This window comes from Extensimonas perlucida (genome assembly GCF_007655255.1).
GTDB lineage: Bacteria > Pseudomonadota > Gammaproteobacteria > Burkholderiales > Burkholderiaceae_C > Extensimonas > Extensimonas perlucida.
Window position 1 is genome coordinate 57790 of sequence record NZ_VMYE01000018.1, and the last position, 13002, is coordinate 70791.

10 protein-coding genes and 1 pseudogene are annotated in these 13002 nt (G+C 64.0%); 10 read left to right on the forward strand and 1 reads right to left on the reverse strand.

Translation table 11 applies throughout. The features are described from left to right. Window positions 1-74 precede the first annotated feature (74 nt). From FK527_RS13460 to FK527_RS13475, 4 genes are all read left to right on the forward strand, one after another. Window positions 75-1583, forward strand: a complete 1509-nt coding sequence (locus tag FK527_RS13460) for a leucyl aminopeptidase (protein ID WP_144734835.1) — start codon at window positions 75-77, stop codon at window positions 1581-1583. 38 nt (window positions 1584-1621) lie between these two features. Next, the gene (locus FK527_RS13465) at window positions 1622-2062 is read left to right on the forward strand and encodes a DNA polymerase III subunit chi (protein ID WP_144734838.1); all 441 of its coding nucleotides are present in this window, start codon (window positions 1622-1624) and stop codon (window positions 2060-2062) included. Continuing rightward, on the forward strand, window positions 2062-2400 hold the full coding sequence (locus tag FK527_RS13470) for a hypothetical protein (RefSeq protein ID WP_144734841.1): 339 nt from the start codon (window positions 2062-2064) through the stop codon (window positions 2398-2400). The genes FK527_RS13465 and FK527_RS13470 overlap by 1 nt, the downstream gene beginning before the upstream one ends. Before the next feature lie 131 nt (window positions 2401-2531). After that, the gene (locus FK527_RS13475) at window positions 2532-3662 is read left to right on the forward strand and encodes a branched-chain amino acid ABC transporter substrate-binding protein (protein ID WP_144734868.1); all 1131 of its coding nucleotides are present in this window, start codon (window positions 2532-2534) and stop codon (window positions 3660-3662) included. Between the two features lie 64 nt (window positions 3663-3726). Here the strand turns inward: FK527_RS13475 and FK527_RS13480 are convergent, their stop codons facing one another. After that, window positions 3727-4791 carry an AI-2E family transporter gene (locus tag FK527_RS13480; protein ID WP_144734844.1) on the reverse strand — a complete coding sequence of 355 codons (1065 nt, stop codon included), beginning with the start codon at window positions 4789-4791 and terminating at the stop codon, window positions 3727-3729. 221 nt (window positions 4792-5012) lie between these two features. Between FK527_RS13480 and FK527_RS13485 the strand changes: the two genes are divergently transcribed. The 6 genes and pseudogenes from FK527_RS13485 to FK527_RS13510 all read left to right on the forward strand — a co-directional run. Continuing rightward, a complete protein-coding gene (locus FK527_RS13485) occupies window positions 5013-7889 on the forward strand; it encodes a 2-oxoglutarate dehydrogenase E1 component (protein ID WP_144734847.1) in 2877 nt (958 codons plus the stop codon). A 50-nt stretch (window positions 7890-7939) separates the two neighbouring features. After that, entirely contained in the window at window positions 7940-9208 is a 1269-nt protein-coding gene (gene odhB, locus FK527_RS13490; protein ID WP_144734850.1) for a 2-oxoglutarate dehydrogenase complex dihydrolipoyllysine-residue succinyltransferase, read from the forward strand. 86 nt (window positions 9209-9294) lie between these two features. Then, window positions 9295-10734, forward strand: a complete 1440-nt coding sequence (gene lpdA / locus FK527_RS13495; protein ID WP_144734853.1) for a dihydrolipoyl dehydrogenase — start codon at window positions 9295-9297, stop codon at window positions 10732-10734. Window positions 10735-10808: 74 nt separating this feature from the next. Further along, entirely contained in the window at window positions 10809-11906 is a 1098-nt protein-coding gene (gene zapE, locus FK527_RS13500) for a cell division protein ZapE (protein WP_144734856.1), read from the forward strand. Continuing rightward, on the forward strand, window positions 11903-12553 hold the full coding sequence (locus FK527_RS13505) for a hypothetical protein (RefSeq protein ID WP_144734859.1): 651 nt from the start codon (window positions 11903-11905) through the stop codon (window positions 12551-12553). Before zapE ends, FK527_RS13505 begins: the two co-directional genes overlap by 4 nt. 157 nt (window positions 12554-12710) lie before the next feature. Continuing rightward, window positions 12711-13002: pseudogene (locus FK527_RS13510) on the forward strand (hypothetical protein); the annotation flags it as partial.

Below are 13002 nucleotides of genomic sequence, written 5' to 3' on the forward strand. Positions count from 1 at the left end.
TTACGCGGGCGCTGGCACCCTCGCCATCATCCCGCGTCCTCATGGACAATCCGGGTCAAAGGAAAACGCCAATTATGAACTTTGCACTCCAAACCCTGAGCCTGGCCGCAGCGGCCACCGAGAAATGTGATCTTTTGGTCGTGCCCGTGGCCGAGGGCTTTGCGCCCGGCGCAGACGCCCTGTCCGTGCTCGCGGCGCGGGCGCTCGACAAAGGTGATCTGGCCACCAAGCCGGGCAAGCATCTGCACCTGTACCAGCCACCCGCTGTGGGGGCGCGGCGGGTGTTGCTGCTCGGTGTCGGCAACGGCTCGCCGGACGCCGTCCGAAAGGCGCTGCTCGCGGTGAGCGCAGACTTCAAGGCCCCTGCGGTGCGCCAGGCCGTGGTGTACCTGGGTGAGGCGACGCCGGCGCTCGTGGCCGCGGCGGTGCAGGCTGTGGCCGAAGCGAGCTATGTTTACACCACCACCAAACCCAAGGCAGAAGCCGCCAATCTGCAAAAAGTGACCATAGGCGTGGCCCTGGAAGCCGAGGTGCGCACGGCCTTTGCGCAGGCGGTGGCGCTCGTGCAGGGTCAGAACCTTGCACGCGAATGGGGCAATCGCCCCGCCAACCATGCCACCCCGAGCCAGCTCGCGGAGCTGGCCAAGTCCCTTGCGCGGCACGCCCGCATCGATTGCAAGGTGCACGGCCCCGAAGAGGTGGCGCGCCTGGGCATGGGGGCGTTTCTGGCCGTGGCGCGGGGCTCCAAGGAGCCGCTGCGCTTCATCGAGCTGCACTACCGCGGCGCCGACAAAAAGCAGGCCCCCGTGGTGCTCGTGGGCAAGGGCATCACCTTCGATTCGGGTGGCATTTCGATCAAGCCCGGCCCGGAAATGGACGAGATGAAGTTCGACATGTGCGGCGCCGCGAGCGTGCTCGGCGTGTTCCGCGCGCTGGCCGAGTTGCAGCCGGCGGTCAACGTGGTCGGCCTCATTCCGGCCTGCGAGAACCTGCCCGACGGCCGCGCCCTGAAGCCCGGCGACGTGGTCACGAGCATGAGCGGGCAGACCATAGAGGTGCTCAACACCGATGCCGAGGGCCGCCTCATCCTCTGCGATGCGCTGACCTATGCGACGCGCTTCAAACCCGCGGCGCTGGTTGACATCGCCACGCTCACCGGGGCCTGCGTGATCGCGCTCGGCGGCGTGCGCAGCGGGCTGTATGCGACGGATGATGCGCTGGCAGCGCAGTTGAGTGCAGCCGGCGACGCGGCGCTCGACCTGTGCTGGCGCATGCCGCTTGACGAAGAGTACGCCGAAGGGCTCAAAAGCAATTTCGCCGACGTGGCCAATGTGGCAGGGCGACCCGCGGGCTCCGTCACGGCGGCCAAATTCTTGCAGCGCTTCGTGGGCGAATTCCCCTGGGCGCACTTGGACATCGCCGGCACGGCCTGGAAAGGCGGCACTGCGAAAGGTGCGACGGGGCGGCCTGTGGGTTTGTTGCTGCACTTTTTGCTGAATCGGGCGCAGCAGGCCCAGCCGGATCGGGCGCCTGCCAAGAAGGCGGCGCGTGCAGGCCGCACTGCGGCAGCCCCCAAGGGTTGAGCCTGATGGCAGGCGTGCGCCTTGGGAAGCGTTGACGTATGACGGCGATTGCCTTTCACTTCAATGTGCCGGACAAACTCTCCTATGCCTGCCGGTTTGCACGCAAGGCCTTGCGCAGCGGTTCCCGGCTGGTGATCGTGGGCCCCGAGCAGACGCTTGCGCAGCTCGACGACATGCTGTGGCAGCTTGCGCCGCAGGACTTCGTTGCCCATTGCCGGGCCGATGCGGATGTAGAGTTGCTGCATGCCTCGCCCGTGGTGCTTGCCCCCGCCGCGCAGCTCGCGCGGCACCGGGAGCTGCTGTTGAACATGGGCAGCACCGTCCCCGATGGCTACGCGGCGTTCGCGCGGCTGGTGGAGGTCGTTGCCAGCAACGACGAGGCCGACCGCCGTCAGGCCCGCACGCGCTGGCGGCATTACGCGGCCCAGGGCCACGAGATCGAGCGCCACGATGTGGTGCTAGCCGGAGGAGCTGCCTGATGTCCTTTGCTGCCAAACCGCCATCCTCTTTGCCGCGTTTCGTGCCGACGCTCACGGATGTGGTGCACGAGCCAGAGGTTCTGCCTTCAGACGCGCCTGCACCCGTCGCGCCTGCGCCCGTCGTGCCTGAAGGAATGGAGGAAGCCATCGTGCACCGCGTCATGCAGCGGGTGGACATGGCGCTCGATCAGCGCTTGCGCGAGGCGATTGCGCTCGTGGTGCAGGAGCAGACACGCTCCTTGCTGCCCCGTTTGCGCGAAGAGGTCGAATCGGTGCTGCGGCAAACCGTTTACGAAGCGGTGGCCGAAGAGCTGGCCGAGGGCAGCGCAAAAATGTGATCCAGGTTTTCCCCTATCGTTTCGACGCCTCATGAACTGCACAACCCGTTGTCTGGCCCACAAATTGCGTTATGTTTCGCCTGTTGAGATATAAAAACACTCTCAGCATTCATCTTTACTGGAGAATTTGTATGCAACTGAAGTTGAAATTGACTGTGCTGGCTGCCATTGCCGCCGCTGCAGGTGCTGCCTCGGCGCAGGAACAAGTCATCAAGATCGGTCACGTGGCGCCGCTTTCGGGCCCGCAGGCGCATTACGGCAAGGACAATGAAAACGGCGCGCGCATGGCCATCGAAGAGCTGAATGCACGCGGCATGACGATTGCCGGCAAGAAGGTCAAGTTCGAGCTGGTGGCCGAAGACGATGCTGCCGACCCGAAACAGGGCACTGCGGTTGCCCAAAAACTGTGCGACGCCAAGGTTGCCGGCGTGGTCGGTCACCTGAACTCCGGCACAACGATTCCGGCTGCCAAGGTGTACAACGACTGCGGCATTCCGCACATCACGGGCTCCTCGACCAATCCCGCCCTGATGAAGCCCGGCTACAACACGTCGTTCCGCATCATCGCCAACGACAATGCGCTGGGTGCCGGTCTCGCGTCTTACGCGGCAGACACGCTCAAGCTCAAGACCGTGGCCATCGTCGATGACCGCACCGCCTATGGCCAGGGCGTGGCCCAGGCCTTCAAGAAGACCGCGCTTGCCAAGGGCATGAAGGTCGTGGACGAAGAGTTCACCAACGACAAGGCCACCGACTTCATGGCCATTCTGACGGCCATCAAGTCCAAGAACCCTGACGCCATTTTCTTTGGCGGCATGGATCCGCAGGCTGGCCCGATGCTGCGCCAAATGGAGCAACTTGGCATGACCAAGACGAAGTTCTTCGGTGGTGACGGCGTCTGCACGACAGAAATCGCCAAGCTCGCCGCAGGTGCCAAGACCCTGGAGAACGTAGTCTGTGCAGAGGGCGGCACCTCGCTCGCCAAAATGCCGGGCGGCCTGGCCTGGAAGGCGCGCTATGACGCCAAGTACCCTGGCCAGTACCAGATTTACAGCCCTTACACCTATGACGCGACCATGCTGTTCGCAGACGCCATGAAGCGCGCCAACTCTTGGGATCCCAAGGTTTACATCCCTGAGCTGCTGAAGTCCAATTACAAAGGAGTGACGGCCAACATTGCGTTCGAGCCCAACGGCGATATGAAGAACCCCGCCATTTCCTTGTACTACTACAAAGATGGCAAGAAGACGTCGCTGAACTGATCGCCTCGCGCTGGCTGCGTCGAGCCTGCGTCGCCCTTTGAATGCGGGGCGATGCAGGCTTTTTTCATGTGGGGTCGGCGCTGTCCTCGTCCGTGGGGGCAAACAAATCCCAGCAGGCGATGAACAGTGCGGCGATCGTGGGGCCTATGACGAACCCCGTGAGGCCAAACAGCGCCATGCCGCCCAGCGTCGAAATCAGCACCACGTAGTCGGGCATGCGCGTGTCCTTGCCGACCAGGATGGGGCGCAGCAGGTTGTCGATCAGCCCGATCACGCCCAGGCCAAACGCGGCGAGCGCCAGGCCCTGCCAGATGGCGCCGGTGGCCAGAAAATAGATCGCCACCGGCGCCCAGATCAAGCTCGCCCCTATGGCGGGCAGCAGCGACAGGAAGGCCATCAGCACCCCCCACAGCACGGGCCCCTGGATGCCCAGGACCCAGAAAATGAATCCTCCGAGCGCCCCTTGACAGGCCGCGACGACCAGGTTGCCCTTGATGGTGGCGCGGATCACGGTGGTGAACTTGTCGGCCAATTGGCGTTTGTGGCTGTGGTCCAGAGGGATCGCGTGGCTGATGCGGGCAAGCAGTTCGGCACCGTCGCGCAGCAAAAAGAACAGCAGGTACAGCATCACGCCGAAGCCCACGAAAAACTGCAGCGTGTTCTGGCCTATGCTGAGCACCCTGGTGGCGACGAACTGGCTGATCTGGCCCGCTGCGGACACCAGTCTGGCCTGCACTTCGCTGACCGTGGTGAGGTGAAAGCGGTCGAGCAGGGTGACCAGCCACGATGGCAGAGCATCTATGACCTGCTGCAGATACAGCCCGAAATTCAGTTGTCCGGAACTCACGCGCTCGTACACCGCGCTGGCCTCCTGAAGCAGCGAAACGCCGATCAGCGCCACCGGCAGGATCACGCCCAGCAGACACAGCACGAGCGTTGACAGCGCCGCGAGGTTGCGTCGGTCGGGCATGCGGCGCAGCAGCTTGCGATGCAGCGGCGTGAACAGTATCGCCAGCGCGCTGCCCCAGAAAATAGCGCCATGGAACTGCCACAGAATCGCACCAAAGGCCAAAGTGACCAAAGTCAGCAACAGGGCAAAGGTCTTGTTTTGCAATGCGGGGGAGCTCATACGGCAGATGCGGTGGAGGGGCGGGTGGTGGAGCAATGCGCAGACGCCACACTGTAAGCGACTTGCCCATGCGCACGCATTCGGTATTTTTCAGTGGCAGAATGCAACCCTGCTTCCGGCCCTTCCCCAGCCCAGTCGCATCCGCCAACCGGTTCAGCCGTGCCGCGGAAGGTTTTTCAACCAGCTCATGCCTCCTGCAGGGAGGCGGAGGTCAGCGCAATATGAGCGACACGTCATCTGTCTATCAAGCCTTTTTGGGCAACACCTATCTTTTCGGCGGCAACGCGCCCTACGTCGAAGAGCTCTACGAGAACTACCTCACCAACCCCGCCAGCGTGCCGGAAAACTGGCGCGATTATTTCGACGCCCTGCAGCATGTGCCCGCCGTAGATGGCACGAACGCACGCGACATCCCGCACCTTCCGGTCATCAATGCATTCGCCGAGCGCGCCAAGCAAGGCGGCACCCGGGTTGTGGTGGCCAGCGCCGACGCCGAGATGGGGCGCAAGCGCACGGCGGTGCAGCAGCTCATCGCCGCGTACCGCAACGTGGGGCAGCGCTGGGCCGACCTGGACCCGCTCAAGCGCGCCGAGCGCCCGCATATTCCTGAGCTCGAACCGTCGTTCTACGGCTTCACCGATGCCGACCTCGAGACGGTGTTCGACACCAGCAACACCTTCTTCGGCAAGGACAAAATGCCGCTGCGCGACTTGCTCAACGCGCTGCACGAAACCTACTGCGGCACGTTGGGGGCGGAGTTCATGCACACCACCAACCAGGCGCAAAAGCGTTGGTGGCAGCAAAAGCTCGAGAGCATCCGCAGCAAGCCGCAGTTCGATGTACAAAAGAAAAAGCACATCTTGCAGCGGCTGACGGCCGCCGAAGGTCTGGAGCGCTATCTGCACACCAAATACGTGGGGCAAAAGCGCTTTTCGCTCGAAGGGGGTGAGAGCTTCATTGCGGCGATGGACGAACTGATCCAGCAGGCCGGCACCAAGGGCGTGCAGGAAGTCGTGATCGGCATGGCGCACCGTGGCCGTTTGAACGTGCTCGTCAACGTGCTGGGCAAGATGCCCGCAGACCTGTTCGCCGAGTTCGAGCACACCGCGCCGGAGGACTTGCCCGCTGGCGACGTGAAATACCACCAGGGCTTCAGTTCCGACGTGGCGACGCCAGGCGGGCCGGTGCACCTGTCGTTGGCCTTCAACCCGTCGCACCTCGAAATCGTCAACCCCGTGGTCGAAGGCTCGTCGCGCGCGCGCATGGATCGCCGCAGCGACCCCAAGGGCAGCGAAGTGCTGCCCGTGCTCGTGCACGGCGATGCGGCCTTCGGCGGGCAGGGCGTGAACCAGGAAACCCTGGCGCTCGCGCAGACCCGCGGCTACACGACCGGCGGTACGGTGCACATCATCATCAACAACCAGATCGGCTTTACCACGTCCGACCCGCGCGACATGCGTTCGACCGTGTATTGCACGGACATCGTGAAGATGGTCGAGGCGCCGGTGCTGCACGTCAATGGCGACGACCCCGAAGCGGTGGTGTTGGCGACCCAGCTCGCGCTCGAGTTCCGCATGGAGTTCCGCCAGGACGTGGTGATGGACATCACCTGCTTTCGCAAGCTGGGCCACAACGAGCAGGACACGCCCAGCCTGACGCAGCCCCTGATGTATAAAAAAATCGCCGCCCACCCGGGGACGCGCAAGCTGTACGCCGACAAGCTCTCGGCCCAGGGGCTTGGCGAATCGCTGGGTGACGAGCTTGCGCGCACTTACCGCGCTGCGCTCGAAGAGGGCAAGCGCCCGGTGGCGCCCGTGCTCACCAATGTGAAGCGTAAATTCGAGGTCGATTGGTCGCGTTACCTCGGCCAGAAATGGACCGACGTTTGCGACACGTCCATGCCGCTGTCCGAGTGGAAGCGCCTGGCCGAACGCCTGACGACGCTGCCCGACAGCATCACCCCGCACCCCTTGGTCAAGAAGGTCTATGACGACCGCGCTGCGATGGGCCGTGGCGAAATCCCTGTCGATTGGGGCATGGGCGAGCACATGGCTTTTGCGTCCCTGGTGGCGAGCGGCTACCCCGTGCGCCTTTCGGGGGAAGACAGTGGCCGCGGCACGTTCTCGCACCGTCATGCCGTGATCCACGACCAGAACCGCGAACGCTGGGATGCCGGCACTTACGTGCCGCTGAACCATGTGGCCGACAACCAAGCGCCCTTTGTCGTGATCGACTCCATCCTGTCCGAGGAAGCCGTGCTTGCTTTCGAGTACGGCTATGCGTCGAACGACCCGACATCGCTCGTGATCTGGGAAGCCCAGTTCGGCGACTTCGCCAACGGCGCGCAGGTGGTGATCGACCAGTTCATCGCCTCGGGCGAGGTCAAGTGGGGGCGTATCAATGGTCTCACGCTGATGTTGCCGCACGGCTACGAAGGGCAGGGCCCCGAGCACAGTTCGGCGCGTGTCGAGCGCTTCATGCAGCTCGCGGCCGACACCAACATGCAGCTCGTGCAGCCGACCACAGCGAGCCAGATATTCCACATACTGCGCCGCCAGATGCTGCGCGACCTGCGCAAGCCCTTGGTACTCTTCACGCCCAAGTCGCTTTTGCGCAACAAGGAAGCAACCTCGCCTTTGTCCGAGTTCACCAAAGGCAGTTTCCAGCCGGTGATCGGGGAACACAATGAAGAGGTGCTCGCCAAGGCCGCCAAGGTCAAGCGGGTGATCGTCTGCTCGGGCAAGGTCTATTACGACCTCGCGAAAAAGCGTGCCGAAAAAAGCGCAGACGATGTGGCCATCGTGCGCCTCGAGCAGCTCTACCCGTTCCCGCACCGCGCCTTTGCCGCCGAGCTCAAGAAGTACCCCGCGGCCACGGACCTCGTCTGGTGCCAGGACGAGCCGCAGAACCAGGGCGCCTGGTTCTTCGTGCAGCACTACATCCACGAGAACATGCTCGACGGCCAACGGCTCGGTTACGCAGGCCGGGCGGCCTCGGCCTCGCCCGCGGTGGGCTACGCGCACCTGCACCAGGAGCAGCAAAAAGCTCTGGTCGAAGCCGCGTTCGCCAAACTCAAGGGTTTTGTCCTGACCAAATGACAAGGCCATAAACCCCATTGCAGAACAAAACCCTTTTCGAAAGAATTCTCATGGCTATCGTAGAAGTCAAAGTCCCGCAATTGTCTGAATCCGTGGCCGAGGCCACGCTGCTGAACTGGAAGAAAAAGGCTGGTGAGGCCGTGGCCGAGGACGAGATCCTCATCGAGATCGAAACCGACAAGGTGGTGCTCGAAGTGCCGGCCCCGGCCGCGGGCGTGCTCGCGGAAATCGTCGTCGCAGACGGCGGCACCGTGGTCTCGGAGCAGGTGATCGCGAAGATCGACACCGAAGCCGTTGCCGGTGCCCATGCCGCCGCTCCTGCGCCCGCGGCCAGCGCAGCCCAAACCTCGGCTGCTCCCTCGGCTGCCGCAGCAGCGCCGGCCGCCGGCGCCAAGGCGGGCGTGGCCATGCCTGCTGCGGCCAAGCTGATGGCAGACAACCAGCTGTCCGCCGCAGCCGTCGCCGGAACCGGCAAAGACGGACGCATCACCAAGGGCGACGTGCTCGGCGCCCTCGCTGAGGGTGCTGCCAAGCCGGCTGCTGCGAGCATACCGACGGGCGTCACCCCGCCCACGCTGCCCGCCGTGGCCGCGCCTGTGCCGGCATCGAACCTGGGCGATCGCCCCGAGCAGCGCGTGCCCATGAGCCGGCTGCGCGCGCGCATCGCCGAGCGCCTGCTGCAATCGCAGGCCACCAACGCCATCCTCACCACCTTCAACGAGGTCAACATGGCGCCGGTGATGGAAATGCGCAAAAAGTTCCAGGAGAGGTTCGAGAAAGAGCACGGCGTGAAACTCGGCTTCATGAGCTTTTTCGTCAAGGCGGCCGTGCATGCGCTCAAGAAATACCCGATCCTCAACGCCTCGGTCGATGGCAACGACATCATCTACCACGGCTACTTCGACATCGGCATCGCCGTGGGCAGCCCGCGCGGCCTGGTGGTGCCTATCGTGCGCAACGCCGACCAGCTGAGCTTTGCCGAGATCGAAAAGAAAATCGCCGAATTCGGCCAGAAAGCCAAGGACGGCAAGCTGGGCATCGAGGAAATGACGGGCGGCACCTTTTCGATCTCCAACGGTGGCGTGTTCGGCTCCATGCTCTCCACGCCCATCATCAACCCGCCGCAGTCGGCCATCCTCGGCGTGCATGCGACCAAGGAGCGCGCCGTGGTCGAAAATGGCCAGATCGTGATCCGCCCGATCAACTTCCTGGCCATGTCCTACGACCACCGCATCATCGACGGCCGTGAGGCCGTGCTGGGCCTGGTTGCGATGAAAGAGGCGCTCGAAGACCCGGCGCGCCTGCTGTTCGACATCTGAGCCCCGCATCGACCCACCAGGCAGCAGGCCATGCGGCAGAGGATGCTGCAGGTGGGTTTTTCGTTCACCGAACCTGAGAAATCCCCATGTCCAAACCATTCGACGTCGTCGTGATCGGCGCCGGCCCCGGCGGCTACATCGCGGCCATACGTGCTGCGCAGCTGGGCTTCAACGTGGCCTGCATAGACGCCTGGAAGAACGCCAGCGGTGGCCCGGCGCCGGGCGGCACCTGCACCAACGTCGGCTGCATACCCTCGAAGGCACTGCTGCAGTCCTCCGAGTATTTCGAGCACGCCAAACTCCATTTTTCAGAGCACGGCATCACCGCCAGTGGCGTGAAAATCGACGCTACGCAGATGATCGCGCGCAAGGATGCGGTCGTGAAGCAAAACAACGACGGCATCCTGTACCTGTTCAAGAAGAACAAGGTCAGCTTTTTCCACGGCCAGGGCTCGTTCGTCAAAGCGACCGAAGCCGGCTACGAAATCAAGGTGTCGGGCAGCAGCGAAGAAACCCTGCTCGGCAAGCAGGTCATCGTTGCCACGGGCTCCAGCCCGCGCGCTATGCCGGGCGTGTTTTTCGACGAGGAGCTGGTGCTGTCCAACGACGGCGCGCTGCGCCTGGGGGCCGTGCCCAAGCGTCTCGGGTTGATCGGCTCGGGCGTGATCGGCCTCGAGATGGGCTCAGTGTGGCGCCGGCTTGGCGCCGAGGTCACCATCCTCGAAGCGCTGCCGACCTTTCTGGGCGCCGCGGACGAGCAGATCGCCAAGGAAGCGAAAAAAGCCTTCGACAAGCAGGGCCTCAAGATCGCGCTGGGCGTCAAGGTCGATGAGGTCAAGAAAACCGGCAAAGGTGCGAAAGCCGCCCTGTCCATCGCCTACACCGACGCCCAGGGCGGGGCGCAAGCGCTTGAGGTCGACAAGCTCATCGTCTCTATCGGGCGCGTGCCGCATACCGCGGGGCTCAACCCCGAGGCCGTGGGGCTGCAGCTCGACGAGCGCGGTGCCATCGTCGTCGATGCCGATTGCAAAACCAACCTGCCCGGCGTGTGGGCGGTGGGCGACGTGGTGCGCGGCCCCATGCTCGCGCACAAAGCCGAGGAAGAAGGCGTGGCCGTGGCCGAGCGCATCGCGGGCCAGCACGGGCACGTCAACTTCGGCACCATCCCATGGGTGATCTACACCAGCCCCGAAATCGCCTGGGTCGGGCGCACCGAGCAGCAGCTCAAGGCAGACGGCGTGCGCTACAAGGCGGGTACCTTTCCGTTCCTGGCAAATGGCCGTGCGCGTGCGCTGGGCGACACCACGGGCATGGTGAAGATGCTGGCCGATGCCGACACCGACGAAATTTTGGGCGTGCACATCATCGGCCCCATGGCCAGCGAGCTCATCGCCGAGGCCGTGGTGGCGATGGAGTTCAAGGCCAGCAGCGAGGATATTGCGCGCATCTGCCACGCGCACCCGAGCCTGAGCGAAGCGACCAAGGAAGCCGCGCTCGCGGTGGACAAGCGCACGCTGAACTTCTGAAATTTATAACGAAATCAGCCTCTAGCGCTTGATAGACAAGCGCTAGAAGCTATTATTTTCATAGAAAATCGAACGTGAACGTCATAGAGGCCTACCACGCCGCACTCGCCGCCAAGGGCTTTCAAAGCGATCCGGCGCAGCTGCGTGCCGTGCAGGCATTGCAGCGCTGCGCCGACGAATGGGCTGCCTACAAAGTACGGCGTTCGAATGCGCTCAAAAAGCTCATCAACCGCCCCGAGGTGCCGCGCGGCGTGTATATGTACGGCGGCGTGGGGCGCGGCAAAAGCTTTCTCATGGACTGCTTTTTCCAGGCCGTGCCGATCAAGCGCAAGGTGCGCCTGCATTTCCACGAATTCATGCGCGAGGTGCACCGCGAGCTTGCCGCGCTGCAGGGCACGGTCGATCCGCTCGACGCGCTCGGGGCGCGCATTGCCAAGCGCTACAAGCTCATCTGCTTTGATGAGTTCCATGTGGCCGACATCACCGACGCGATGATCCTGCACCGCCTGCTCGTGGCGCTGTTCGACAACGGCGTGGGCTTCGTCACCACGTCCAACTTCGCGCCCGACGATCTGTACCCGAACGGTCTGCACCGCGACCGCATCCTGCCCGCGATCGCGCTGCTTAAGCAAAAGCTCGAAGTCGTGAACGTGGACAACGGCACCGACTACCGGCGGCGCACGCTCGAGCGTGTGCGGCTCTATCACATGCCGCTTGGCGCTGAGACCGATGCGGCCATGGCACATGCCTTCGCGCAGCTTGCCGAAGGCCCGGACGAAGACCCGCTGCTGCATATCGAGGGGCGCGAATTGCGCGCGCGGCGTTGTTCTGGCGGGGTGGTGTGGTTTGACTTTCGCACCCTGTGCGACGGGCCACGCTCGCAAAACGACTACCTCGAAATCGCCACGCGCTTTCACACCGTGCTGCTGTCCGACGTGCCGGCGATGACTGTGACCATGGCCTCGGCGGCGCGGCGCTTCACTTTGCTCGTGGATGTGCTGTATGACCGGCGCGTCAAGCTGATCCTCTCGGCCGCAGTGCCGCCCGAGCAGCTCTATACCGAGGGGCCGCTAGCGCATGAATTTCCGCGCACGGTGTCGCGGCTGCACGAGATGCAATCCAAGGAATACCTGGCGCTCGAGCGCCGCAGCGTCGATACGGGGTTGACATGAGATTTGCACGTGGCGTCGGCTTGGCGGGGCTTGTGGTTTTTACAGCCTGGAGCGCGGCGCATGCCCAGCCGCCGGCAGCCGTGGCGCAGCCCGAGGACGCGGGCGTGCAGGCCGAGCGCGCGCACCTCCAGCAGCAGCGCGCCGCCATCGCGCTGCAGCGCGCGGCTGAAGAAAAGGCGTGTTATCAGCAGTTTGCCGTCGAAGGCTGCCTGCGTGAGGTACGCCAGCGCGCGCGCCAGGCGGAAGCGCCCCTGCGCCAGCGTGAACTCGAACTCAACGACCTGGAGCGCAAACGCAAGGCGCAGGAGCGTCTGCGCGAGATCGAGCAAAAACAGAGCGAGGCGGCCAGGCCACCGCCCGCGGGCCGCAGCACGCTGCGCCCCAAGCCCGACACGGCAGCGCAGCAACAACAGCGTGAACGCGACGCCCAGCACCGCGCCCAGGAGTCGCGCGCGCACCAGCAAAGCCAGGCGGCACAGGAGCAGCGGCGTGCGCGCGAGAATGCCGAGCAAGTCCCGCGCGAGCGCGCCCGCTATGAAGAAAAACAGCGCCAGGCGCAGGAACACCGGGCGCGTCTGGAAAAAAAGCGCGCGGAGGACGCGGCCGCAGGGCACAAGCCTGCCGCGCCGCTGCCGCCGCAACCCTAGGAGCCTGTCGGACTTTGGAATCGTCGGCAGCGAATGCGCCGCAGCGGCCCATTTTCTACCAGTTTCTTGCCCCATAGCACCACTAGGGTGCGATTCAAACTGATGTGTCTTAATAGTGCCTATTGGCGTAAGCCGGCAATGCCAAGAGGGCAGCGTGATGAGACCAGACGAGATCAGCGACGAGGAGATTGTGCGAGGGCTTCGCGAGCATCCGCAGATCCGCCAGCGAGTGGCATCGCTGCTGAGTGCGGTGCAGGACGCACACGGGGATTTGAAACGCGCCGACGCAGCCGAACAGCGCCTGAGCGAAGAGCTTCGCCGCCTTGGTCAGGAGGCGATGCAGGGCTGGGCTGAGCGCCAGGTTCGCATCACCGAGCAGGAACTACGCCGGGGTGGGCGGGTGCACCGCGAGGGTAAAAAAAACTCCTGTGGCACACCACCTTCGGCGA